This is a genomic window from Duganella kummerowiae (genome assembly GCF_053572355.1).
In genome coordinates this window covers 449,752-474,899 of record NZ_JBKFEH010000002.1, presented here as the reverse complement: position 1 = coordinate 474,899, position 25,148 = coordinate 449,752, and the positions used below count along the sequence as shown (strand labels likewise).

The window sequence follows — 25,148 nt, the reverse complement described above, 5'->3', positions numbered from 1 at the left end:
GGCGGTTAGTTCAGCTGGTTAGAATACTTGGTCGACATCCAAGGGGTCGGGGATTCGAATTCCTCACCGCCCACCAGGACACTAGTAGGTTGCAGTACGTAGTACAATTCAAGGCAGTACCCACGGGCGGTTAGTTCAGCTGGTTAGAATACTTGGTCGACATCCAAGGGGTCGGGGATTCGAATTCCTCACCGCCCACCAGACATCTGTAAGAGCGAGAAAGGCAATCCGGTTATGACACCGCGAACTACTACCAAGCTTTGGGAGTGACGCTAGTCGAATGGGATTCTTTTCGCTCAAAGAAAGAGAAAAACGCGGCTAGTCCGCGTTTTTTTTCGTCCTCGTTTTTTGCAGTTCAAGACATTTGGAGAACACCATGCTTTCAATCCGCCTTCCGGATGGTTCCGCCCGTGAATTCGACGGCCCTGTCACCGTGGCGCAAGTGGCGTCCAGCATCGCCACCAGCCTGGGCAAGGCCGCCCTGGCCGGCAAGGTGGATGGCAAGGTGGTGGATACGTCCTTCCTGATCGAGAAGGACGCCGACCTGGCCATCATCACGGACAAGGACCCCGAGGGCCTGGACGTGATACGCCACTCGACCGCCCACCTGCTGGCCTACGCCGTCAAGGAGCTGTTCCCGGATGCCCAGGTCACCATCGGCCCGGTGATTGAAAACGGCTTCTATTACGACTTCTCGTACAAGCGCCCATTCACCCCGGACGACTTGGCCGCGATTGAAAAGAAAATGGCCGAACTGGCCAAGAAGGACGAGCCGGTCACCCGCAAGGTGCTGCCACGCGACGAGGCCGTGGCTTACTTCAAGTCCATCGGCGAGCACTACAAGGCCGAGATCATTGCCTCGATACCGGCCAATGAAGACGTGTCGCTGTACACCGAAGGCAAGTTCACCGACCTGTGCCGTGGTCCGCACGTGCCGTCCACCGGCAAGCTGAAAGTGTTCAAGCTGATGAAGCTGGCCGGCGCCTACTGGCGCGGCGACTCCAAGAACGAGATGTTGCAGCGCGTCTACGGCACCGCCTGGACCAAGAAGGAAGACCAGGAGCAGTACCTGTTCCAGCTGGAAGAGGCGGAAAAGCGCGACCACCGCAAGCTGGGCAAGCAGCTGGACTTTTTCCACTTCCAGGACGAGGCGCCGGGCCTGGTGTTCTGGCACCCCAAAGGCTGGACCATCTGGCAGCAAGTGGAGCAGTACATGCGCAACAAATACCAGGTCAACGGCTACCAGGAAGTGAAGGCGCCGCAAATCCTGGACGCCAGCCTGTGGGGCAAGACCGGCCACTGGGACAACTACCGCGAAAACATGTTCGTGACCGAGTCGGAAAACCGCTCCTACGCGCTGAAACCCATGAACTGCCCGGGCCACGTGCAGATCTTCAACAGCAACATGCGCTCCTACCGCGACCTGCCGCTGCGCTACGGCGAGTTCGGCCAGTGCCACCGCAACGAGCCCTCGGGCGCGCTGCACGGCATCATGCGCGTGCGCGGCTTTACCCAGGATGACGGCCACATCTTCTGCACCCACGAGCAGATCGAGCCGGAAGTGGTGGCTTTCCACACCCAGGCGATGGAAGTCTATGCCGATTTCCATTTCCATAACATCGAAGTCAAGCTGGCCCTGCGCCCCGACAACCGCATCGGCTCCGACGCGATCTGGGACGAGGCTGAGGAAGCGCTGCGCTCCGGCCTGCGCGCCTGCGGCGTGACCTGGACCGAGCTGCCGGGCGAGGGCGCCTTCTACGGCCCCAAGATCGAGTACCACCTCAAGGATTCGCTGGGCCGTCCGTGGCAGGTCGGCACCATGCAGGTCGACTTCTTCATGCCGGAGCGCCTGGGCGCCGAATACGTGGCGGCCGACAACAGCCGCCAGGTGCCGGTCATGCTGCACCGAGCGATTGTCGGTTCCATGGAGCGCTTCATCGGCATCCTGATAGAAAACTACGCGGGCGCGCTGCCGGCATGGCTTGCTCCGGTGCAAGTATCGGTGCTGAACATCTCCGATGCGCAAGCCGAGTATGTGCAGCAAGTGGCTGAAAAGCTGCGCCGCAGCGGGTTCCGTGTGCAGACCGATTTGCGGAACGAGAAGATTACGTATAAAATACGCGAACATTCCGTCCAAAAATTGCCCTACATTCTGGTGGTTGGCGACAAGGAGCGGGATGCCAACACCGTGGCCGTGCGGGCGCGGGGCAATGTCGATCTGGGCGTCATGTCCATCGACGCCCTGATAGAGCGACTCCAGCAGGACGTCGCTAACAAAGCCTGATCGCAGGGTCTTTCATCAGATTTTAAAAGGAATCACCATAGCTACTGACAAGTCGCATCGCATCAATGGCGAAATCACTGCCCCCGAAATGCGTTTGAGCGGGGTCGATAACGAGCCTCTCGGTATCGTGAGTTTGGCCGAAGCCTTCCGCCTGGCGGAAGAGGCAAACGTCGACCTGGTGGAAATCGCCCCGAACGCGAACCCACCGGTCTGCCGTTTGATGGACTACGGCAAATTCAAGTATTCGGAGCAGAAAAAGGCTCACGAAGCGAAATTGAAGCAGAAAGTCATCTCCGTGAAGGAAGTCAAATTCCGTCCCGGTACTGATGACGGCGACTACAATATCAAGCTGCGCAACCTGATCAAGTTCCTGGAAGACGGGGACAAGACCAAGATCACGCTGCGCTTCCGTGGCCGTGAAATGGCGCACCAGGATATTGGTTTCCGCATGCTGGAACGTCTGAAAGCCGACCTGGAGCCGCATGGCCAGGTCGAGCAATTCCCCAAGATGGAAGGGCGCCAGATGATCATGGTGCTTGCTCCCAAGAAGAAAAAATAAGCGCTGGCGCCGGTTGTTTCCCGGCGACACGTGCATTATTGCCGCAGTTGGTCTATAATGGTCGGCTGCAGTAACTGTAGTGGACTCGCTTCCGCTGCACAAACAAGTGAAAGCAGGCATCTAAGTGCGACGTAGTGTTGCCACCTGCAATCCTGTTTATATGGAGCTGCCCGAAAGGGCAGAACATCTATGCCAAAAATGAAAACCAAAAGCTCCGCGAAAAAGCGTTTTCGCGTGCGTCCGGGTGGTACTGTGAAATCGGGCATGGCCTTCAAACGCCACATCCTGACCAAGAAAACCACCAAAAACAAGCGTCAGCTGCGCGGCACCCGTAACATCGATGCGACCGACGTCCAGCGCGTCTACGCAATGATGCCTTCCGCTTAATCTCACACTCATTTAAGGAGCTACTATGCCTCGAGTAAAACGTGGGGTTACTGCGCGTGCCCGTCATAAAAAAGTACTGAACCTGGCCAAGGGTTACCGCGGCCGCCGCAGCCGTGTGTACCGTGTTGCCAAGCAAGCAGTGATGCGCGCTGGCCAATACGCCTACCGCGACCGCCGCAACAAGAAACGCGTCTTCCGCCGCCTGTGGATCGCTCGTATCAACGCCGCTTCCCGTGAGCATGGCGTGACCTACAGCGCCTTCATGAACGGCCTGAAGAAAGCCTCGATCGAGCTGGACCGTAAAGTCCTGGCCGACATGGCTGTTGCTGACAAGCCGGCCTTCGCCGCGATTGTCAACATCGTGAAAGCAAAAATCGCTGCTTAAGCCTGGCTTGAGACAGCGCCGCCTCCGGGCGGCTTGAGAACGGGGCAAGGGTCAAACCTGTGCCCCGTTTTTTGATTGAGGATAAGAAAAACGCAATGGACTCCCTGGAACAACTCGTCGCCTCAGCAGTGCAGGACTTCGCGGCCGCGCAAGACGATGCCGCCGCACTGGAAAACGCCAAAGCCAAATACCTGGGCAAGACCGGCCAGGTCACCGAATTGATGAAGGGCCTGGGCAAGCTGGACCCCGAGCAGCGCAAGGCGCAGGGCGCCCTGATCAACGCCGCCAAGCAGCAGATCGAAGCCGCGCTCAATGCGCGCCGTGACGCCCTGGCCGAAGCCCAGATGCAAGCCCGCCTGAATGCCGAGGCCATCGACGTCTCCCTGCCTGGCCGCGGACGCGCCGGCGGCGGCATCCACCCGGTGATGCGCACCTGGGAACGAGTTGAACAGATTTTCCGCTCGATTGGTTTCGACGTGGCCGACGGCCCCGAGATCGAGAACGACTGGACCAATTTCACCGCATTGAACAGCCCGGAAAACCATCCGGCCCGTTCCATGCAGGATACCTTCTACATCGAAGGCAATGACAGCACCGGCAAGCCGCTGCTGCTGCGCACCCACACCAGCCCCATGCAGGTGCGCTATGCGCGCAGCCACACGCCGCCGATCAAGGTGATCGCGCCCGGCCGCACCTACCGCGTCGACAGCGACGCCACCCACTCGCCCATGTTCCACCAGGTGGAAGGGCTGTGGATAGAAGAGAACATCAGCTTCGCCGACCTCAAGGGCGTGTACCTGAACTTCGTCAAGGCCTTCTTCGAGACCGACGACCTGCAGGTGCGCTTCCGTCCGTCCTACTTCCCGTTTACCGAACCGTCGGCCGAGATCGACATCGCCTTCGGCTCCGGTCCGCTCAAGGGCCGCTGGCTGGAAGTGTCGGGCTCGGGCCAGGTGCACCCCACCGTGGTGCGCAACTTCGGCCTGGATCCGGAAAAATACATCGGCTTCGCGTTCGGCTCCGGCCTGGAGCGCCTGGCCATGCTGCGCTATGGCATCAACGACCTGCGCCTGTTCTATGAAGGCGACCTGCGCTTCCTGAAACAGTTCAACTGACGCGCCGCCCTGTCGCATATACAAGAAAGCTTTAAAGACTATGCAATTCTCCGAAAACTGGCTCCGCACCATGGTCGATCCGAAGATGACTTCGGATGAACTGTCGCATCTGCTGACGATGTCCGGCCTGGAAGTGGAAGAAGTCGACCCCGTGGCGCCGCCGTTCTCCAACGTGGTGGTGGGCCATGTGCGCGCCATGGAAAAACATCCGAACGCGGACCGCCTGAACGTGTGCCAGGTCGACGTCGGCACCGGCACCCTGCTCAACATCGTGTGCGGCGCGCCCAATGTGCGCCCGGGCCTGAAAGTGGCGTGCGCCATGGCCGGCGCCGTGCTGCCGCCTGGCGCCGACGGCAAGCCCTTCCACATCAAGGTGGGCCAGCTGCGCGGCGTGGAGTCGCAGGGCATGCTGTGCTCGGCCAAGGAACTGAAGCTGTCGGAAGAGGGCGGCGGCCTGCTGGAACTGCCGGACGACGCCCCGGTCGGCCAGAACTTCCGCGACTATTACGCGCTGAACGACCTCAAGTTCACCATCAAGCTGACCCCGAACAAGGCCGATTGCCTGTCCGTGCTGGGCGTGGCGCGCGAAGTGTCGGCCCTGACCGGCGTGCCCTTGAACCCGCCGCAATCGCGCCCGGTGGCCGTCAACAGCAGCGAAGTGCTGCCCGTGACCATCGCCGCACCCGACCTGTGCGGCCGCTTCTCGGGCCGCGTGATACGCCACCTGAACGCCCGCGCCGAGACCCCGGCCTGGATGAAGCAGCGCCTGGAGCGCAGCGGCCAGCGTCCGGTATCGGCCCTGGTGGACATTTCCAACTACGTGATGCTGGAACTGGGCCGTCCCACCCACGTGTTCGACCTGGACAAGATCCACGGCGGCCTCACCGTACGCTGGGGCAAGGCCGGCGAATCGCTGAAACTGCTGAACGGTAACACTGTCGCCGTCGACGAATGGGTGGGCGTGATCGCCGACGAGAAGGAAATCGAGTCCCTGGCCGGCATCATGGGCGGCGACGCCACCGCCGTCTCGCTGGACACCACGTCCATCTACCTGGAAGCGGCGTTCTGGTGGCCCAGCGCCATCCAGGGCCGGGCCCGCAAGTACAACTTCTCCACCGACGCCGCGCACCGCTTCGAGCGCGGCGTGGACTATGCCACGACGGTCGAGCACATCGAGCGCATCACCGCCCTGATACTGGAAATCTGCGGCACGGCCCAGACCCAGGTCGGCCCGGTGGACGACCAGAGCGTCAACCTGCCGCAGCGCGCCCCGGTGCGGATGCGCACCGCGCGCGCCCAGAAGGTGATCGGCGTGCCGCTGACCGACGAGGTGGTGGCCGACATTTTCCGCCGCCTGGCGCTGCCCTACACCCTGGAGCAGGGCGCGGACGGCGGCGTGTTCTCCGTGACCGCCCCAAGCTACCGCTTCGACATTGAGATCGAGGAAGACCTGATCGAGGAAGTGGCGCGCGTGTACGGCTTCGAGAACATCCCTGCGGTGGCCCCGGTGGCGCGCAACACCATGCGCCTTGATCCGGAAAACACCCGTTCGCTGTTCGCCGTGCGCCACCAGTTGGCCGACCTGGGCTTCCAGGAAGTGGTCAACATGAGCTTCGTGGAAGCGGCCTGGGAGCAGGATTTCGGCGGCAACGACAACCCGATCAAGCTGCAAAACCCCATCGCGAGCCAGCTGAGCGTGATGCGTTCCACCCTGGTCGGCAGCCTGGTGGCCAATGTGCGCTACAACCTGAACCGCAAGGCCAGCCGTGTGCGCCTGTTCGAGATCGGCGCCGCCTACCTGCGCGACGCCGGCGTTGCCGACGGCCCGCTCACCGTGGCCGGCTACCACCAGCCCAAGCGCGTGGCCGCCATCGCCTACGGCGCCGTGGCCGACGAGCAGTGGGGCCAGGACAGCCGCGCCACCGATTTCTTCGACCTCAAGGCCGACCTGGAACATCTGTTCGCGCCCTATGCACTGCGCTTCGAGAAGGCGGTGCATCCGGCGCTGCACCCGGGACGCTCGGCCCATGTGCTGCTGGACGGCAAAGTTATCGGCTTCATCGGCGAACTGCACCCGCGCTGGTTGCAAAAATACGACCTACCCAACGCGCCCGTCGTGTTCGAGGTTGAGGCATTTGCTCTGCAGCAACGTCCTGTGCCAAAATATGAAGAGATCTCCAAGTTCCCGGGCGCCACGCGCGACCTGGCCGTGGTGGTCAAGCAAGATGTCCCCGCGCAGTTGCTGCTGGATGCGTTTAATTCCGCTGTGCAAGAGAGTCCGCAAGGAAAGATTGTGCAAGCCATTGTTTTGTTTGATGAATATCGAGGTAAAGGATTGGAGGCGGACGAAAAATCGCTTGCTTTCCGCTTTAGCTTGCAAGATACTCAAAACACGCTGCAGGATGATGTCGTGGATGCCGTGATGGCCGCCCTGGCCGGTGCGGCCCAGCACAAACATGGCGCCAAGCTGCGTGCGTAAAGCAGGAAACTAAGGCAGTACAAAGTTCTCTTGGTGAGTCCGGCGTATGCCGGACTTGTTCGTTAATAGCTATAGGCAGGGCAGGAAAATTAATAACAACGACGTTGATTCCGCCGTACTCCAATCCGCATTGGCTGCCGATTTGCATCGGGCCATGCAGGTGGCGAAAGTACGCCAGGATGCAGAAAAGGATATGCCGACCTTGACCAAGGCCGAGCTGGCCGAACTGCTGTTCGAGCAGGTCGGGCTGAACAAGCGTGAAGCCAAGGACATGGTGGAAACCTTCTTTGACGAGATCCGCAATGCCCTGGAACGGGGCGAGGCCGTCAAGCTGTCTGGCTTTGGCAACTTCCAGCTGCGCGACAAGCCGCAGCGCCCCGGCCGCAATCCCAAGACTGGCGAGGAAATCCCCATCACGGCGCGCCGCGTGGTGACCTTCCACGCCAGCCAGAAGCTCAAGGGCATGGTCGAGGACAGCAGCAACGGCCTGCCGCGCGCCGCCTGAGCCGGATTGATTCCCCATGAACGACCGCATCGCCAAGCCTGAACTTGCCGTGCTGCCGCCGATACCGGCCAAGCGCTATTTCACCATCGGCGAGGTCAGCGAGCTGTGCGGCGTCAAGCCGCATGTGCTGCGCTATTGGGAGCAGGAATTCACCCAGCTCAAGCCGGTCAAGCGGCGCGGCAACCGTCGTTATTACCAGCACCACGAAGTGCTGTTGATACGCCGTATCCGCGAACTCCTGTACGAGCAGGGCTTTACCATCAGCGGCGCACGCAATAAACTCGACAGCCGTGCCTACGAGGCGGCGCAGGCGGAGTATGATGGCGGGGCGCCCGCCGCAGCGGAGCTGGACCGCGAATTGATACGCAGCGAGCTGCTCGCCATCCTGAAATTGCTCAAGCCTTAACCGCTACTTAAATGTGCGTGGCCGGCGCCGCACCGCAGGATGGTTGGCCGTACGCCGCATGCGGGCTGCTATACTATCAATATTATTTCAAAGATCAGTGACAGAGACGTGTCGCGCAGTTGCGAGATGGCTGAGGCCCGGCGCCGTTCCGGGCTAGACAAGGGGAAACAATGATACGCGTTGCCATTTGTGACGACCATCAGATTGTAAGAGCAGGCTTCAAACAGATTTTCTCGTCCTCGGACGATTTCGAAGTGGTGGCCGAGGCCGGTACCGGCCGCGAGGCGCTGGACATCGCGCGGCGCGAGATTTGCGACGTGCTGCTGCTCGACATCGCCATGCCGGATCAGAGCGGGATCGACATCCTGCGCACCATACGCCAGGGCCAGCCGGACCTGCCGGTGCTGATCCTGTCCGGCTATCCGGCCCAGCAATATGCACTGAACCTGTTCAAGATGGGCGCCAACGGCTATCTCAACAAGGAGTGCGAGGCCGACGAGCTCAAGACCGCGGTGCGGACCGTGTTCCAGGGCCGCCGCTACGTCAGCGCCACCGTCGGCGAACTGCTGGCGCAAAGTTTCGACCGCGACCCCAACACGGCGCCGCACACGGAGTTGTCGGACCGCGAATTCCAGGTGTTCCTGCGCCTGGCGCGCGGCGCAACCGTGTCGGACATCGGCGTGGCGCTGTCGCTGAGCATCAAGACGGTCAGCACCTACCGCACCCGCATCATGGAAAAAATGGGCATGCAGTCGAACAGCGACCTGACCTACTACGCCATGAAAAACAACCTGCTCGACTGACCGGCCGCTTCAAACCGGCCATGGCGTCGTTGCAGCGCCTCGCCGTGCAGCCGCACTGTCTTGGTCGCAGCGCCTCGCCCTGGCCGGGTTGAAGCGGCCGGTGCATCATGGGCGCGCACGCTAGCGCGCCCGCCCCGGATGGTTTTCTCTTGCCCAGCTATAATGTAGACGGCCGGCATCATGCCGGCCGCTCTTAGCGATGAAAGACCGGGATGCATTTCACACTCAACACCGGGCCCCAGCACCGCCTGCCGCTCTACAAGACCGTCCTGTGCGTGACCTGCGCGCTGATCCTGATCGTCAACGGCATCAGCCTGTTCATGAACCTGCGCTCACTGCGCGGGGCCAACCAGATGCTGGCCCAGTCAGCGCGCGTGGCCGACCGCCTGCAATACCTGAACGTCCTGGTGCTGGATGCGGAAAGCGGCATGCGCGGCTATTTCATCTCCGGCCGCGAATCCTACCTCGGCCCCATGCGCACCGCCGTGACGGAAACGGAAAGCGAATTCCGCGAACTGGAAAAGCTGCTGGCCGATAGTCCGTCCCAGCTGAAAAACCTGGCCCAGCTGCACACCCTGGTACGGCGCAAGCTGGCCATCATGAACCAGGGGCTGGATGTGTACCGCGAGGGCGGCCTGGACGAGATCGTCAAGATCGCCAAGCTCAGTGACGGCCGCTCGGCCATGGACGAAATCCGCCTGCTGGTGGTGATCATGGAGCAGGAACAGAACGAAACCCTGGCGGCGCGCAGCGCCGACTTCTACCACGAGTACCGCAAGGCCATCCTGCTGGGAACCATCATCAACGCGGTCGCCATCGTGGTGCTGGTCATGTTCTACCAGCTGGTGCGGCGCAGTTTCCAGACCCGCGCGGCGGCCGAGGCCGCCCTGCAGGAGGCCAACGAGACGCTGGAATCGACCGTGCAGCAGCGTACCGAGCAGCTGTCGGTGCTGTCGCGCCATCTGATCACCATCAGCGAGCAGGAAAAGGTGCGCTTGTCGCGCGAGCTGCACGACGAGATGGGCGCCAACCTGACCTCGATAGGGATGGACCTGGGCGCCGTGCTGCAGCGGGTGCAGGACAGCGATCCTGAACTGGCCGGGCAGTTGCGCCGTGCCCGCGCCACCCTGGTGGAAACGGTGGAGATGAAGCGCCGCATCGTCGAAAACCTGCGCCCCAGCATGCTGGACCACCTCGGCTTGTGCGCCGCCATCGAAAGCTATTGCGCCGACTTCAGCCGCCTGGCCGAGGTGCGCTGCGACTGCGAGGTGGCGGCCGACATCGAAGGCGATGCGCGCCAGTCCGCCGACCTGGCCATTGCGCTGTTCCGCATCGTGCAGGAATCGCTGACCAATATCCGCAAGTACGCCAAGGCCAGCCGGGTGTCGGTGACGCTGGCGCGCCAGGGCGAAGGCCTGGTGCTGCGCATCATCGACGACGGCATAGGGATCGCCGCCAATACCCTGGTCAAGCCCATGTCGCACGGCTTGCTGGGCATGCGCGAACGGGCGCTGCTGCTGGGCGGGACGCTGAACATACGGCGCGGCCGCAATGACGCCGGCACCTGCATCGAGGTCCACATCCCCTTGCGCAGCAGGGAAACCCTGGGCGATCCACGGCCGCGGTCGGCCGAGGGCCAGTTGGCGCAGGCCAACGAGGCCCGCGCGCAGGCGCTGGCAGCGGCCGCAGCCGGGGAGAGACGTTCAGGAGATGGGCGCCAACAACGCAGCGCCTAGGGAACAAGCAGGGAGCGGGCAGGGAGCAGGGTGGATGCCGGCAGGAGTGGGGCAGGAAGCCCAGGCATGCCCGGCCAGGCCGCCGCAGCGGCCCGGTCGGCGGCGGCGCCATCAGCAGGCCGCCACATCCTCCAGCAGGCGGTCGTACTCATCCTTGGCGACCTTGTAGCATTCGCCCGCATACGCTTCCAGCGCGGCGCGGTCCAGTACCGTGATGTTGCCGCGCCGGTAGGTGATCAAGCCTTCCTCCTGCAGCTTGCCGGCGGCCGCCGTGATGCTTTCGCGGCGCACGCCCAGCATGATGGAGATCATTTCCTGGGTCACCTTGAGTTCGTTGCTGGGCGAGCGGTCCAGGCGGTCCAGCAGCCAGCGGCACAGCTTTTGCTCGATCGAGCTGTGGCGGCCACCGACGGCATTCTGGGCCATCTGGGCAAACAGCGCCGTGTTGTAGCGCATCAGCAGGGCGGGCAGCATGCCGCCCCTGGCAAAGGCCTCGCGCAGGTGCTCGGTCTTCATGCGGTAGCCGTAGCCGGCGCCCTGCACCACGGCGCTGCACATGGCGCGCTCGCCTTCGAACAGGGACACACCGGCCACGCCTTCATGGCCGACCACCGCGATCTCCGTGGTGGCGCCGTCTTCCATCACGTACAGCAGGGAGACGATGGCGGTGGTGGGGAAGTACACATAATCGAGCTTGCCGCCGAATTCGAACAATTCCTTGCCGAACGGCAGTTCCGCCAGTTCCAGGTGTTCGAACAGGCTGGCCATTACGTCGCGCGGCAGGGCTGCCAGCAGCTCGTTCTGCTGGGCGTTGGTGGGGCTGGCGACGGGTTTGGACGCCGCTTTGAAATCGCGCCTCCCGGCCGCCGCGCCACGGGTGGCTGGCTGTTTGAGGGGGGCGTTCAATTGGGCGTTGTTCATTTGATCCTCACTGCATTTCATGGTAACGACACTGTATTGCCCATGGCCTGTTGCGAATATAAGATCAGATAGCGCCCCTTTGTAGTCCTGCGCCATGCAGCTCTGTAGTCCTGGTCCTACATAACCTGTGTGTGCTTGCATTGAGGGGTAATATGGCTCCCACGCCCGATTCCGACCCTGAAGACGGAGTGCCCTATTGTCCAATTAAATCAATAACCTGCACTTATCGCTGGCGGGTATGCAAGGAAAGCTGGCGGTGTACGGGCAGGGGGGCGGGGGGCGTGCGGCGGCCGGTGGGCGTGTCAGTCCTACAGTGAGCCGGACAGGGGCCGGCTTGTGGTAGCCGTTGTCGGGCTCGGACCGTGCCGGCGCCGCGGTGCAAGCAAAAATGGCGCCGCTGCGCGCGGAGGCAAGGGCGCGGCGTGCGGGCACGGCCCGGAGCGCCGCGTTGGCGGCCTCAGGCCGACAAGCCCAGGCGGGGCAGGGCGCCGCCGCCGTGCTGCCGGCCTGGCGCGGCGCGATGTTCCATGCTGGCGCCGCCATCGGCTGCCACACGGAAGATGCCGACCGCTTGCACCAGGTGGGCGGCTTGTTCGCGCAGCGATTCGGCGGCGGCCGCCGCCTCCTCCACCAGCGAGGCGTTCTGCTGGGTCACGTCGTCCATGGCGCTGACCGACTGGTTGACGTGTTCGATGCCGCCATACTGCTGCTGGCTGGCGGCGGAAATGGCGGTCACGATGTCGCTGACGCGCTGCACGCTGTCCACCACGTCGCGCATGGTGGCGCCGGCGTCGCCGGCCAGGCGCGCGCCTGCTTCGACCCGCTGCACCGAATTGTCGATCAATTCCTTGATTTCCTTGGCCGCCGTGGCGCTGCGCTGGGCCAGGGTGCGCACCTCGGACGCCACCACCGCGAAGCCGCGTCCCTGTTCGCCGGCGCGGGCCGCTTCCACCGCCGCGTTCAGGGCCAGGATGTTGGTCTGGAAGGCGATACCGTCGATTACGCTGATGATGTCCACGATCCTGCGCGACGCCTCGCTGATGCTGTCCATGGTGGCCACCACCTCGCCCACCACGGCGCCGCCCTTGCCGGCCACGCTGGAGGCGGCGGCCGCCAGTTCGCTGGCCTGGCGCGCGTTGTCGGCATTCTGGCGCACGGTGCTGGTCAGCTCATCCATCGAGGACGCGGTTTCCTGCAGCGCGCCGGCCTGGCGCTCGGTGCGCTCGGACAGCTCGTTGTTGCCAATCGAGATTTCCGACGCCGCCGTTTCCACCTGTCGGGCGTCGTTGCGTACCGCCAGCACCACGCCGGTCAGCGAGACTTGCATGCGCTGCACGGCGGCCAGCACACTGCGCTCGTCCTTGGGGTGCACCTGCAGCCGGACTGTCAGGTCATTGTCGGCCACCCGGCCCACGGCCTCGGCCAGGTCGCGCGGCTCGGCGCCCAGCGAGCGCCACAGGGTGCGCGTGATCCACATGCCGGCCAGCACCGACAAGCCGATCGCGAACACGCTGGCCCCGGCCAGCACATGGCGCGCCGTCAGGTAGGCGGCATGCGCTTCGCCGACCAGGACTGCGGAGCGTTGCGCCGCGTGTTCGGAATAGGCGTCAGTGGCGGCGATCAACTGGCGCAGCAGCGGGCGGCAGTCCTCGTTCATGCGCCGGATGGCTTGTTCCTTTTCGCCGCGCAGGGCCAGGTCGACGATCGCCAGCGCCACCTTGGCATATTGCTGCTCCACCTTGTCGATGGCGTCGACCAATTCCCGGCCGCGCGCCGACACATCCGGCTGTTGCGCCAGTTCCTTCAGGCGCGCCAGGTGCCTGACGGCCGCATCCTGGGCCGCCAGGACGGTCTTGCGCTCCAGTTCCAGGTCGCCCGGTGTGGTGACCAGCACCAGATTGCGCGCCGAGATGGCGCGTTGGTCCACCGCCTCGCGCAGCATGTGGGTGGCGGCGGCGCGCGCATTCACTCCATTCACATAGTTCTCGAAGCGCTCGCTTTCCTGCGCCAGATCGCGTATCGATAGCAGCGCAATGCAAATGATGGTCAATACCAGCGCACCGAAAGCCAGTGCAAGTTGCATACGGACGGTCAAAGTTTTCACGGTTTTTCCCTTTATGGACAGACAAGGCGGCAGGGATGCAGTCTGGGCATCCGTTTATTTGCTACTTGCTGCAACACGGGGCGGGGTGTGCGAGCGCATCGAATGGAGGAATACAGCAGTGACAGTATCGCCATTTTATTTCCATGGGTCAATAAAAAACGTTATCGCTGTGGGGAAAGCGCCATAGCCGGCACGCCGCTGGCGGCGCGTTGATACTGTTCAACGGCGTATTGGCGAGTTCAAGAGTGCCAAACAATTCACACGGTAAGTCCATCTGCCGGTAAAATCGTGGGTTTTTTGCGGGACCATGTAGAGTGGTCGCGATCATGGTCAACGATACTGAAAATACAACACCCGACACCTCCGACAGCGCCGGCAGCAAGACCCCGCCGGCCCTGATCGCGCGCGAAGTGCAGCGCCGCCGCACCTTCGGCATCATTTCCCACCCCGACGCAGGTAAAACCACGCTGACCGAGAAGCTCCTGCTGTTCTCGGGCGCGATCCAGATGGCCGGCACGGTCAAGGCCCGCAAGAGCGGCCGCCACGCCACCTCGGACTGGATGGAGATCGAGAAGCAGCGCGGCATTTCGGTGGCGTCCTCGGTGATGCAGTTCGAATTCCGTGACCACGTCATCAACCTTCTCGACACCCCCGGCCACCAGGACTTCTCGGAAGACACCTACCGCGTGCTGACGGCGGTGGACTCGGCGCTGATGGTGATCGACGCGGCCAAGGGCGTGGAGGCGCAGACCATCAAGCTGCTGGACGTGTGCCGCATGCGTAACACGCCCATCGTCACCTTCATGAACAAGCTGGACCGCGAAACCCGCGATCCGCTGGAGCTGCTGGACGAGCTGGAATCCGTGCTCAAGATACAGTGCGCGCCGGTAACCTGGCCCATCGGCATGGGCAAGAATTTCCGCGGCGTGTATCACCTGCTGAACGACGAGATCATGCTGTTCAAGGCCGGCGAGGAGCGCGCCGACGGCGCCTTCGAGATCATCAAGGGCATAGACAATCCGCGCCTGCAGGAGATGTTCCCGCTGGAGATGGACCAGCTGCGCATGGAGGTGGAGCTGGTCAATGGCGCCTCGCATCCCTTCAACCTGGAGCAATTCCTGTCCGGCGTGCAGACCCCGGTGTTCTTCGGCTCCGCCATCAACAACTTCGGCGTGCGCGAGATCCTGTCGGCGCTGGTCGACTGGGCTCCGGCCCCGCGCGGGCGCGACGCCACGGTGCGCGTGGTGGAACCGGCCGAGCAGCCGTTCTCCGGCTTCGTGTTCAAGATCCAGGCCAATATGGACCCGGCCCACCGCGACCGCATCGCCTTCCTGCGCGTGTGCTCGGGACGCTTCGAGCGCGGCATGAAGGTCAAGCACCTGCGCCTGGGGCGCGAGGTGAAAGTGTCGTCGGTGGTGACCTTCATGGCGTCCTCGCGCGAGCAGGTGGAGGAAGCCTATGCCGGCGATATCATCGGCCTGCCCAACCACGGCAACATGCAGATCGGCGACAGCTTCTCCGAAGGTGAGCTGCTGACCTTTACCGGCATCCCGTACTTCGCGCCGGACTTCTTCCGCTCGGTGCGCATCCGTAACCCGCTCAAGATCAAGCAGCTGCACAAGGGCTTGCAGCAGCTGGGCGAGGAGGGCGCGGTGCAGGTGTTCAAGCCGGTGCAGGGCGGCGAGCTGGTACTGGGTGCGGTCGGCGTGCTGCAGTTCGAGGTGGTGGCCAGCCGCCTGATGAACGAGTACGGCGTGGACGCCGTGTTTGAAGGCACCAGCATCAGCAGCGCGCGCTGGGTCTCCAGCGACGACAAGAAGGCGCTGGCCGACTTCGAGGCGGCGCTGGGCCACAACGTGGCCTACGATGCGGCCGGGAACCTGGCCTACCTCGCCACCTCCGGCGTCAACCTGCGCCTGACCCAGGAGCGCTGGCCCAAGCTGCAGTTCCACGCCACCCGCGAGCACTCGGCCAAGCTGGTGTAGCCCGGGACGTCATTGCCGCGCACGCGGCAATCCGTACTGTTCCGGCATCCACGCGGCGCATGGATTGCCGCTTTCGCGGCTATCGGCTTGATTGCCGCCCCAGGCGCCGCGCCCGGGGCCCGCATCAGCGTCCGGGCGCGCTCTGGTACACCAGCCCCAGCGTCACCACATGCTCGCTGGCGCCGCGCGCCATGCGGTTGCCCCAGGTGGCGTCGACCTGCCAGCGGTCCGGCGCCAGCGCGTAGCTGGCGCCGAACTGGTAGCGCGACCCCGCCCGCTGCTGGCCGTAGGTCTCGGCCGTCACGGCAGCTTTTTCCGTCAGTTTGAATTCCGCGCCCAGGCCCCAGGTGGCGTCGTGGCGGCGCGCCTGCGCGCCGCGCAGCCAGCCTGCATTCAGGTGCAGCAGCAGCGCGTCGCCGCGCAGCGAGAAGGTCAGCGGCACATTGGCCGACCATTCCCCATGCATCCCTTCGCCCGGCCGGTACTGGTCGGCCAGCACCAGGCCTATGCCCCAGCCATCGGGCTGCACTTCCCTGAACACGGTCTTGCCCTGCAGCCGGGTATAGCGCTGGCGGCCGTCCTGGTGCGCCATGCCCACGGCCAGTTCCAGCCAGCCGGCCAGGGTACAGGCCGGCGTGATCCAGGTTTCGTTATGCTCCCGGTCGTGCTGGCCATAAGCCTCGACCTGGCACAAGCCGGCCGGTGTGATGGCGGCGTCCTCTATCGTCATGGGGCGGCCGGCATGGGCGCCGGGCGCTCCCAGCAGGCAGGCTGCGGCAAGGTAAGTGTGGCGGCGGTTCATCGCGCCTCCTTCTGTGATGCGGAAAGATGCCGGATGGTAATGGCCATGCTGCACTGCGTCAATTGAAATAAATTGAAGTCGAGTGCTGTTGTGCTTGATTTGGTACAGCAATTGTATTACTGTATTATTTACTTAATACACTAATGCAGTCCATGACCAGCCATTCCGCCCATTTGCTCTCCATCGTGACCGGTTCGCCGGAGCCGATCTACCGCCAGCTGATCGACCAGGTGCGGCGCCTGTGCGCGGCCGGCGTGCTGGCGGCGGGCGATTCCATGCCGTCCGTGCGCGAGGTGGCGCAAGCGCTGGCCGTCAACCCCATGACAGTGTCCAAGGCCTATGGCCTGCTGGAGATGGAGGGAGTGCTGGAGCGCGCGCGCGGGGTCGGCATGCTGGTGGCGCGGCGCCAGTCCGCTGCGGCCGGCGCCGTCACCGAGCGTGAAAGCCTGCTGCGCCCCACGCTGGAGCGCGCGGCCCAGGAAGCGCGCCAGCTGGAACTCGACCCGGAAGCGGTGATCGCGCTGTTCCGCAAGATACTCGAGCAGTCCCATTGACGCCGCCTGCCTCCACCGGCTCAACCCGAACCATTGATGAGAACTGAAGGAATCCCCATGATCAGCCCCATAGTAGAAGTCTCCGCCTTGCAGAAGTCATACGGCCAGCAGCACGTGCTCGATGGCGTGCACTGGAGACTGGCGCCCGGCCAGGTGGTCGGCCTGCTGGGCCGTAATGGCGCCGGCAAGTCCACGCTGCTCGAATGCATGCTGGGCCTGCGCGAAAGCGACCACGGCGCGGTACACCTGTTTGGCGAACCGGCTGGCAACCTGAGCGAGCAGGCGCGCGCCCGCATCGGCTACGTGCCGCAGAAGTCGGAGCTGTTCGAGTGGCTGACACCGCTGCAGATGCTGGATTATTTCAAGGCCATGTACCCGCGCTGGAACGACGCCAAGGTGGCCGGCCTGCTGGAATGCTGGGGCTTCGGCCCTGCGCTGCGCACCAAACCCATCGGCAAACTGTCGGGCGGCGAGCAGCAGCGTCTGTCCATCATCCGCGCGCTGGCCCATGAGCCGGAGCTGCTGGTCCTGGACGAGCCGGTGGCCAGCCTGGACCCGCTGGCGCGCCGCGAGTTCCTGCGCGAGCTGGTGGACGGCGTAGTGGCGCAAGGCACCACGGTGGTGTTCTCGACCCATATCCTGTCCGACCTGGAACGGGTGGCCGTGGACGTGGCCTTCCTCAAGGATGGCCGCATCGGCCTGCAGGCGCCGCTGGACGATCTGCTGGAGAACGTGCGGCGCATCTCCGGCACGGCGCAGGCGCTGGCCGGACTCAGTTTCGCGGGCGAGATCCGGCGCGAGCGCGATGGCCTGGGCGGCGCCAGCATCATCGCCCGGCTCGACCCGCGCGAGAGCGCGCACCTGCGCAGCGGCCCGGCCTTGCGGGTCGATCCGCTCACACTGGAAGACTTGTTCGTGGAGGTGACCAAGTGAAGGCCTATTGGCAGTTGCTGCAGCAGCCGATGCGCGAGCGCGCGCTGCAGGGCAAACCCTGGCTGGGGCTGTTCTTGTGGTGCTTGCTGGTACTGCTGCTGGTGCTGCAGTCGCTGGTGCATGGCAGCGCCAGGCGGCCGCTGTCCATGGTTTGCATACTGGTCACGGGGGCCGCCATCTCGCTGTGGTGGCAACGGTATGTAAGCAATGCGCAGCGCCAGAACCTGCCGGCCAACGCCGTGCTGGTGCCGCATCTGCGGGCCCGTTTGATGAAGCTGACCGCGCTGCTGTGGCTGGGCTGCACGCTGTTGCTGGCGGCTGTGTGCTGGCTGGGCTTTGGACATTTCGGCTACGCTTTCGTGGGCTTCGGCGGCGCCTTGCTGCTGTTGGCCGGCATGGCCTGGCTGCGCTGGCTGGCACTGGTTCCGGCCCTGCTGTCCATCAGCACCATGCTGGGCGTCCATCAGCCGTATGACGCCATGGCCGACGCCATCGCGGCGCTGGGCGAGCCTGTCGCCAGCGCGGCCGGGCTGCTGGCGCTGGCCGCCACCGGAGCGTATCTGCTGCGGGCCATCTTCCCGCACGGCGGCGAACGGCATTGGTCCACCTGGCGGCGCATCGGGCAGGCTGCGACGGCCGCCGCCAAGGGTGAGCTGCCGGCGCGCGACGGTGCGCGTTCGCTGTCCACACTGTGGGATCGCGGCTACCTGGCGCTGCTGCGGCGCGATTGCGCGCTGACCCGCACAGCTGCGGGCGCATCCGCGTCCGGGACGGCGGGACGCATGCTGCTGTATGCGCTGGGTCCACGGGCACATTGGTCGGGCGCCGTGCTCAGTAGCGTGGTGCTGGCGACGGCGGGGGCCGCACTTGGCTGGTACCAGTCCACACGCGGCCCGGGCGCCCCCATGATATGGAGTCCGGTGATCCTGGTGATGTGGCTGTTGCCGGTGCCCATGCATGTCGCTGCAGTCCGCCTTGCCATGCACGAAAAACGCGCGGAGCAGGCGCTGCTGCGGCTGGCGCCGGTAGCACCGGCTGCGCAGGGCTGGAACCGCCAACTGGGCCACGCATTGCTGCGCCAGCTGGTGCTGGTGTGGGCAGTGGGTCTGGCCAGCATGCTGGCGGCGGACCTGGCGCTGGGTCGGGGACTGCATCCCGCGGTCAGCACCGTGGTCGCAGCCACCGTGGGCGTACTCGTCGGCGCCGGGATATTGCGTGACTATGCCGCAGCCCCTGCGCCCGCGCGCCAGGCGGGCTACGGACCCGCGCCGGCGGTGCTGGTGACGCTGGCGGCGCCGGTGGCGTTTGGGCAGTGGCTGGATCACCCGCTGCATCTCGCGCTTGCGGGCATGGCCCTGGCCGCATGCGGCCTGGCGCGCATGGCCATGCGCTGGCGGCGCATGTGCGCCGCTCCGCCAGCCTTCCCGGCCGGCCGCCTGGCGCAGTGACTACCTGGCCGGAATGGCCAGCGGCTTGTCCTTCTCGACCACGAACACGCCCACCAGCCGCGCCGTGCCCTTGCCGACGTTGCGGGCGTCGTGGATGGTGCCGGCCGGGATGATGTAGGCCTGGCCCGGTTTCAACCGGCGCGGGTCTTCGCCATGGATCAGCAGTTCTGCCTCGCCCTCCAGCACATAGCCGATTTCGTCGCCGGGATGGCTGTGGCGCCCGGCGCTGGCGCCTTCGTCCAGTTCGACCCGGGCCACCACGGCCTGGCGGCCGGTGGCGGCGACGTCGCCTTTTTCGATCACGGTGCGGCGGATGCCGCTTTGCTGCGCTTGCGCCATCGCGGCGCACATCAGGAGGAGCAGGGGCAGGCTGCGTACTTTCATGGCGTATCCTTTATAAGGTTTGTTATCGGATCAGGCAAAGCGATCCGATTGTACGCCTGCCTACCCTAATGGGGCGCGCGCCGCCCCAGCCATAACGCGTCGGCCACGCTGCCCACCCAGCACACGATGATGACCAGGGCGGCGCCATTGGTCTGCGGATTGTCGATGCCGGAGGCATGGATGCGTTCGATCAGCTGGAAGGGATCGAGCGCCAGGAAGCCAGCCTGGATCTCGGCCAGCAGCGCATCGGCCAGCGTAATGACGGCGCGCAGCAGATACGCCACCGCCAGCAGCAGCGGCACCAGGAACACGAGTCCGCGGCGCGCATGGCCTATGGCCAGATGCCCCAGTCCGGGGCAGAGCAGGGCGTTCATCAGGGCCGCCTTGGTGCTGTTTTTCATGCGTTTCCGATTCCTTTCTGGTGCTTGAGCAAGCGCAAGGCCGGCCCCGGCTGCGGAGCGTAGATTACGAAATGCGCTGTGGAAAGATTGCGTGTAGGAACAATCTGATGCCTGTTGCTGACAGCGCCCATCATAGTCGAAAGGAGTGCCATGCGTCGTCTTGCTACCCGCTGCGCCGCGCAACCGTGGGGTGGGGCATGCTGAGCAAACTGAAGATCGGGCCCAAGCTGCTGCTGGCGCCGGCGCTGGCGCTGCTGTTGCTGGCGACCTTGTCCGGCGGCGCCTATCTGGCGCTGGTGCGCCAGAACCAGTCGCTGGACGTGATCGTCCAGCAGCGCACGGCGCGGGTGCGCGAGGCTGGAGAACTGGCGGCGGCCGCCCACCGCTCCCACTCCGAGGTGTACCAGTTGCTGACCTGGATCAGCGGCAGCTTCTCGCCGGCGCGCATCGATGGCCTGGTGGCCGACCTCCATGCGCGCCAGGCCGCGTTGGACCGCATGTTCGTCCAGCTGGAGCTGCTGGTGCAGGCCAGTCCCGCCGAGCGGCGCTATGTGGCGCAGTCGCAGGCCGCCTATGCCGAGTACACCAGGGCGGTGGCCGATGCGGTGGAAATCAGCATGCTGGACCAGTCGATCGCGGCCAACGCCATGTCCAAGGCCGAGCGCGCCTTCGACGTGGTGGCGCGCCGCCTGGCCGAGCTGGCGGAACTGGAGCGCAGCCTGAGTGAACGCGCCTATGCCGAGGCCGAGTCGGAGTTCCAGCTGTGCTCGCGGGTGCTGCCGTTGGTGGTGGTATTGTCGATCTGCCTGTCGCTACTGGTAACCATGGTGGTGCGGCGTTCGCTGCTGCGTGAACTCGATGGCATAGGCGCGGCCGCGCTGGGCCTGGCCAGCGGCAACCTGACGGTGCAGGCGCGCGACTACGGCAGCGATGAAATCGCCGCGACTTCGCGCGCGCTGGACGAGAGCATCCGCAACCTGAACGGCACCTTGAAGCATATCTTCGCGTCGGCGGCCTCGCTCAATGAGGCGTCGCGCGAGCTGGTCGAGGACAACGCTCATCTGGGCAGCCAAGTCGGGGCCCAGGCCAGCGCGCTGGAACAAGCCAGCAGTTCCATGCGCGAGCTGAGCGAGACGGTGGCCCAGGCGGCGGACCAGGCCCGGCTGGCCGACGAGCTGGCGCGCTGCGCCAGCGGCTTCGCGGCGCGCGGCGGCAGCGTGGTCGAGCAGCTGACGGTCACCATGGACAGCATACGGGGCAGCTCGCGCAAGGTGGGCGACGTGGTGGGCGTGATCGACGCCATCGCCTTCCAGACCAATTTGTTGGCGCTCAATGCCGCGGTGGAGGCGGCGCGCGCCGGCGAGCAGGGCCGCGGCTTTGCCGTGGTGGCGGGCGAGGTGCGCCAGCTGGCGCAGCGCTCGGCCATGGCGGCGCAGGAGATCAAGGCCTTGATGGCGGCCTCGGTGGCCGAGATCGACGGCGGCAGCCGCTCGGTGCGGGAGGCCGGCAGCAGCATGGCGCAGATGGCCGCCTCGGTGCGCCAGGTGGGCGAGCTGGTGGGGCAGATGGGCAGCGCCAGCGCGCAGCAGGCGCAGGGGCTGCAGGGGATGCAGCAGGCCATCGTCGACATGGACCAGGTGACGCAGCAGAACATGGCGCTGGTCGAGCAGGCGGCCGACGCCGCCAGCGGCCTGCAGCAGCAGGCGCTCAGCCTGTCGCAGGCGGTGTCGGCCTTCAAGCTGGGCCAAGCGATCGACGCTGCCAACACCCCGGCGTTGCAGGCGCCGTCCAAGGACGGTGGCCCCAGGCTGCACCTGGCCCACGTGCGCAAGTGAACCGCTTGCATCAAATTGGCAACACCGAGGCATGAGTCTACATCGCCCGGTCGGGGCAGCGTAGTCCGGCTGCGCTATACTCGGGAGATTGACGTTGCCCAGATGAAACCATGGGATTGCTCAGGCCAGTCTTTGTCCGCCCGTTCTGGGCCGCCGCCGGCGGCTTGTGGCTGGGGCTGGCCTGCGCACAGCAAATCCCCTTGCGGCAGTACACCCAGGCCGATGGCCTGGCCAACCAGGCGGTTACCGCGCTCGCCCAGGACGCGGACGGCTACCTGTGGATAGGCACGGAGAACGGCCTGTTCCGCTTTGATGGCGCCCGTTTCGCACGCTACGGCGGGGCGGAGGGCTTGCCGCGGCCCTTCGTCACCGCCATGCAGGCCGACCGTGCCGGTCGCATCTGGGTCGGAACCCGGGACGGACTGTGCTACATGGAGCGCGGACGCTGCCTGGCAGTCCCGGGCCCGGACGGCAAGCCGATGTCGCTCTGGGCCGGCCAGCGCATCGCGGCGTATGGCCGCGACGGCGTGCTGGCCGTCAGTGAGCGCGCGCTGCTGGTGGTCGAGCCGGTCCAGGGCGCGGGGTGGTCCAGCCGCTATCTGTTCAGCGCGGCGCAGCGCCAGGCGCAGGCGCCGCTTGCCGATATCCAGAGCATCGCCAGCGGCGCCGATGATGAGCTGTGGATGGGCTGTCAATCCCGGGTGTGCCGATATCGAAATGGTGGCCAGGCACGGGTCTACGGTCCGGCGCAAGGGGTGCCCGAGGGCCGCTGGGGCGGCATCCTGCCGGGCGGCGATGGCCAGGTCTGGCTGCGCAGCCAGCGCCATTTGCTGTCCGTCGGCCCCGATGGCGAGGTGAAGGCGCATCGTCCGCCCGGCGTCGACCAGGGAATATTGCGCCAATACTATCCCATGCTGCAGGACCGCGATGGCGCACTGCTGGCCACCAGCGACTATGGCCTGCTGCAGGGCGGCGCCTGGGCCTGGCGCCAGCTTGGCGCCAGGGAGGGCTTGAAGGCCGACGGCAGCGTTAGCGCCATGCTGCTGGACCGCGAGGGCGAATTGTGGCTGGCGGTCTCCGGGCGCGGCCTGCTGCACTGGCAGGGTTACGGGGAGTGGGAAAACTGGACCGTGAACCAGGGCCTGCCCAGCGACGATGTCTGGTCTTTCTACCGTACGCGGGAAGGCAGCCTGCTGCTGGGCACCAGCGAGGGACTGGCCACCCTGCGCAGCGGGGGCGCCGCCTTCACCGCCGATGGCGCGGACCATGATGGAGCCCGGCACCAGCGCTCGGCCATGGTCCAGGATGGCGCCGGCCACCTCTGGAGCGGCACCTTCACCGGCGCGCTGATACGGCGCGACCACGCCACCGGCCGCAGCCTGAAGGTCGCCAGCCTGCCCCTGATTTACCGCCTGCTGCTCGATACGTCTGGCCAGCTGTGGATCTGCACCAATACCGGGCTGTATGTGGTGCGGGAGCCTGGCGTGGCGCAGCAACCGCGGCTGGTTACGGGGCTGCAGGCGGTGGCGGGCGCGGAGCGGCCCGAAGTGACCGGAGCCTGCCAGAGCCGCGACGGCACCCTCTGGTTTGCCGGACCTGCCGGCCTGCTGCGCCATGCCGGCGGCCGCTGGTCACGGCCACGCCTGCCGCTGGCCCGCACCGAACCCAACCTGCTGAGCTGCGATGGCGACACGCTGTGGCTGGGCAGTACCCATGACGGCGGTGTATGGCGGGCCCGGGCCGACAGCGGCGCGGCCCAGTTGGCGCTGGAGCCCTTGCCGCTGGCCGGCACGCCGCTGGCCGGATTGTCGCTGCAGTCCATGCATGCGGACCGGCGCCACTGGCTATGGTTCGGCACCGACCAGGGCGTGGTGGTCTGGAATGGCAGCGACTGGCGCCTGCTCAACCAGCAGAGCGGTCTGGTATGGAACGACACCAACCAGTACGCCCTGTACGAAGACGGCGATGGCTCGATCTGGATAGGCACCAGCGGCGGCGCTTCGCACCTGCGCCGGCCTGCCGGCCTGTTTGCGGCGCCGGCCATGGCGCTCAGGCTGGACGCCTTGCGCTACGGCGAGCAGCCAATGGATCCCGAGGCGGTCTCGGCCGTGCCTTGGAACGGCGGGGCGCTGTCCGCCAGCCTCGCGGTAACCAGCTTCCGCAACCACGAGGCGCTGCGCTACCGCTACCGGCTGCAGGGACTGGAAACCGGATGGACCGCCAGCGAGAACGGCGTCCTGCACTATCCGGCGCTGCCGGCGGGCCGCTACCTGCTGCAGGCGGTGGCGGACAACCTGGCGCTACGCACCTCGACCAGGATGCTGGAGCTGGCGCTGGAGGTGCGGCCGCCATGGTGGCGGACCAACTGGTTCTATACCGCCTGCGCCCTTCTGGCGCTGTGCCTGGCGCTGGCCGCGCACCGCTGGCGCCTGCGCACTGTCATGCACCAGAAGTTGCGCATGGAAGCCCTGGTGCGGGAGCGAACGGCCGAACTGGAGGCGTCGCGCGAGGAGCATCGCCTGCGTTCCCTCAAGGATGGACTGACCCAGGCCTGGAACCGGATCGCGATCATGGAACTGGCCGCCCAGCAGATTGCCGCCAGCGAGCGTGGCGGCAGCTTCCTGCTGGTGCTGCTGGACCTGGACCACTTCAAGCGCGTCAACGACACCAAGGGCCACCTGGCCGGCGACGCCGTGCTGCGCGAGTTCGTGCGGCGCCTGATGGGGCGGCTGCGCGGCGGCGACGCCGTCGGCCGCTACGGCGGCGAGGAATTCATCCTGCTGTTGCCCGGACTGGACTGCACCACCGGCGCGGCGCGCATCGACCAGCTGCACCGTGACATTTGCGCCGAGCCGGTGACGCTGGATGATGGCACCCAGCTGGCCATCAGCTGCAGCCTGGGCGTGGCCGCCGGGCCATCCCCGGGCTGCACGCCGGAATCGCTGCTGGCGGCAGCCGACGCCGCGCTGTACCGCGCCAAGGAAAATGGCCGCAACCGCATCGAATACAGCGCGGCCTGCTGAGCGGCGCCCGGCCGCAGCCAAATGCCGGCCTGTGGGACGCTGGCATGAAAAAAGGGCGCACCCGCCGCAAGGCAGATGCGCCCCTGTTGCGCCGCACCG

The 25,148-nt window shown here is 65.3% G+C and carries 21 protein-coding genes and 1 tRNA gene; 17 read left to right on the top strand and 5 right to left on the bottom strand.

Annotated elements, in window-relative coordinates; translation table 11 throughout:
* Positions 1–124: 124 nt before the first annotated feature.
* From ACLB1G_RS02870 to ACLB1G_RS02820, 11 genes are all read left to right on the top strand, one after another.
* Positions 125–201 (top strand) — tRNA-Val (locus ACLB1G_RS02870).
* 175 nt (positions 202–376) lie between these two features.
* Positions 377–2,284 carry a threonine--tRNA ligase gene (thrS, locus tag ACLB1G_RS02865; RefSeq protein ID WP_491625658.1) on the top strand — a complete coding sequence of 636 codons (1,908 nt, stop codon included), beginning with the start codon at positions 377–379 and terminating at the stop codon, positions 2,282–2,284.
* Between the two features lie 19 nt (positions 2,285–2,303).
* On the top strand, positions 2,304–2,843 hold the full coding sequence (infC, locus tag ACLB1G_RS02860; RefSeq protein ID WP_491625674.1) for a translation initiation factor IF-3: 540 nt from the start codon (positions 2,304–2,306) through the stop codon (positions 2,841–2,843).
* 189 nt (positions 2,844–3,032) lie between these two features.
* Positions 3,033–3,230 (top strand): 50S ribosomal protein L35, encoded by a 198-nt coding sequence (gene rpmI / locus ACLB1G_RS02855; protein ID WP_056156036.1) that lies wholly within the window; start codon positions 3,033–3,035, stop codon positions 3,228–3,230.
* A 25-nt stretch (positions 3,231–3,255) separates the two neighbouring features.
* Positions 3,256–3,615, top strand: coding sequence for a 50S ribosomal protein L20 (gene rplT / locus ACLB1G_RS02850; RefSeq protein ID WP_491625657.1), 360 nt, complete (start codon positions 3,256–3,258; stop codon positions 3,613–3,615).
* 95 nt (positions 3,616–3,710) lie between these two features.
* A complete protein-coding gene (pheS, locus tag ACLB1G_RS02845; protein WP_491625656.1) occupies positions 3,711–4,730 on the top strand; it encodes a phenylalanine--tRNA ligase subunit alpha in 1,020 nt (339 codons plus the stop codon).
* A gap of 40 nt (positions 4,731–4,770) precedes the next feature.
* The gene (gene pheT / locus ACLB1G_RS02840; protein WP_491625655.1) at positions 4,771–7,209 is read left to right on the top strand and encodes a phenylalanine--tRNA ligase subunit beta; all 2,439 of its coding nucleotides are present in this window, start codon (positions 4,771–4,773) and stop codon (positions 7,207–7,209) included.
* Between the two features lie 154 nt (positions 7,210–7,363).
* Positions 7,364–7,714 (top strand): integration host factor subunit alpha, encoded by a 351-nt coding sequence (locus ACLB1G_RS02835; RefSeq protein WP_491625654.1) that lies wholly within the window; start codon positions 7,364–7,366, stop codon positions 7,712–7,714.
* Positions 7,715–7,730: 16 nt separating this feature from the next.
* Complete coding sequence (locus ACLB1G_RS02830) at positions 7,731–8,120, top strand: MerR family transcriptional regulator (RefSeq protein WP_491625653.1); 390 nt, start codon at positions 7,731–7,733, stop codon at positions 8,118–8,120.
* A gap of 170 nt (positions 8,121–8,290) precedes the next feature.
* The gene (locus ACLB1G_RS02825; protein WP_491625652.1) at positions 8,291–8,923 is read left to right on the top strand and encodes a response regulator; all 633 of its coding nucleotides are present in this window, start codon (positions 8,291–8,293) and stop codon (positions 8,921–8,923) included.
* A 212-nt stretch (positions 8,924–9,135) separates the two neighbouring features.
* Positions 9,136–10,659 carry a CHASE3 domain-containing protein gene (locus ACLB1G_RS02820; protein ID WP_491625651.1) on the top strand — a complete coding sequence of 508 codons (1,524 nt, stop codon included), beginning with the start codon at positions 9,136–9,138 and terminating at the stop codon, positions 10,657–10,659.
* Between the two features lie 111 nt (positions 10,660–10,770).
* On the opposite strand, the gene ACLB1G_RS02815 is transcribed toward ACLB1G_RS02820, so the two are convergent.
* Both ACLB1G_RS02815 and ACLB1G_RS02810 read right to left on the bottom strand, forming a co-directional pair.
* Positions 10,771–11,580, bottom strand: a complete 810-nt coding sequence (locus ACLB1G_RS02815; RefSeq protein ID WP_491625650.1) for a Crp/Fnr family transcriptional regulator — start codon at positions 11,578–11,580, stop codon at positions 10,771–10,773.
* Positions 11,581–12,037: 457 nt separating this feature from the next.
* Positions 12,038–13,663: a methyl-accepting chemotaxis protein gene (locus tag ACLB1G_RS02810; protein WP_491625649.1), complete on the bottom strand. Its 1,626-nt coding sequence runs from the start codon at positions 13,661–13,663 to the stop codon at positions 12,038–12,040.
* Positions 13,664–14,010: 347 nt separating this feature from the next.
* Here ACLB1G_RS02810 and ACLB1G_RS02805 point away from each other — a divergent pair, with 347 nt between their 5' ends.
* Complete coding sequence (locus tag ACLB1G_RS02805; protein ID WP_491625648.1) at positions 14,011–15,669, top strand: peptide chain release factor 3; 1,659 nt, start codon at positions 14,011–14,013, stop codon at positions 15,667–15,669.
* Positions 15,670–15,793: 124 nt separating this feature from the next.
* On the opposite strand, the gene ACLB1G_RS02800 is transcribed toward ACLB1G_RS02805, so the two are convergent.
* Positions 15,794–16,471, bottom strand: a complete 678-nt coding sequence (locus tag ACLB1G_RS02800) for a PA4824 family protein (protein WP_491625647.1) — start codon at positions 16,469–16,471, stop codon at positions 15,794–15,796.
* A gap of 152 nt (positions 16,472–16,623) precedes the next feature.
* Here ACLB1G_RS02800 and ACLB1G_RS02795 point away from each other — a divergent pair, with 152 nt between their 5' ends.
* The 3 genes from ACLB1G_RS02795 to ACLB1G_RS02785 are packed head-to-tail and all read left to right on the top strand — an operon-like array spanning position 16,624 to position 19,406.
* Positions 16,624–17,025 (top strand): GntR family transcriptional regulator, encoded by a 402-nt coding sequence (locus ACLB1G_RS02795; protein ID WP_491625646.1) that lies wholly within the window; start codon positions 16,624–16,626, stop codon positions 17,023–17,025.
* 57 nt (positions 17,026–17,082) lie between these two features.
* Entirely contained in the window at positions 17,083–17,958 is an 876-nt protein-coding gene (locus ACLB1G_RS02790; RefSeq protein WP_491625645.1) for an ABC transporter ATP-binding protein, read from the top strand.
* Positions 17,955–19,406 carry a hypothetical protein gene (locus ACLB1G_RS02785; RefSeq protein WP_491625644.1) on the top strand — a complete coding sequence of 484 codons (1,452 nt, stop codon included), beginning with the start codon at positions 17,955–17,957 and terminating at the stop codon, positions 19,404–19,406. Before ACLB1G_RS02790 ends, ACLB1G_RS02785 begins: the two co-directional genes overlap by 4 nt.
* On the opposite strand, the gene ACLB1G_RS02780 is transcribed toward ACLB1G_RS02785, so the two are convergent.
* Positions 19,407–19,790, bottom strand: a complete 384-nt coding sequence (locus tag ACLB1G_RS02780; protein ID WP_491625643.1) for a cupin domain-containing protein — start codon at positions 19,788–19,790, stop codon at positions 19,407–19,409.
* A gap of 65 nt (positions 19,791–19,855) precedes the next feature.
* Positions 19,856–20,191 carry a hypothetical protein gene (locus tag ACLB1G_RS02775; RefSeq protein ID WP_491625642.1) on the bottom strand — a complete coding sequence of 112 codons (336 nt, stop codon included), beginning with the start codon at positions 20,189–20,191 and terminating at the stop codon, positions 19,856–19,858.
* A 197-nt stretch (positions 20,192–20,388) separates the two neighbouring features.
* Between ACLB1G_RS02775 and ACLB1G_RS02770 the strand changes: the two genes are divergently transcribed.
* Together ACLB1G_RS02770 and ACLB1G_RS02765 are read left to right on the top strand one after the other, a co-directional pair.
* Positions 20,389–22,026: a methyl-accepting chemotaxis protein gene (locus ACLB1G_RS02770; protein ID WP_491625641.1), complete on the top strand. Its 1,638-nt coding sequence runs from the start codon at positions 20,389–20,391 to the stop codon at positions 22,024–22,026.
* Positions 22,027–22,136: 110 nt separating this feature from the next.
* Positions 22,137–25,049: a ligand-binding sensor domain-containing protein gene (locus ACLB1G_RS02765; RefSeq protein WP_491625640.1), complete on the top strand. Its 2,913-nt coding sequence runs from the start codon at positions 22,137–22,139 to the stop codon at positions 25,047–25,049.
* Positions 25,050–25,148: the final 99 nt, after the last annotated feature.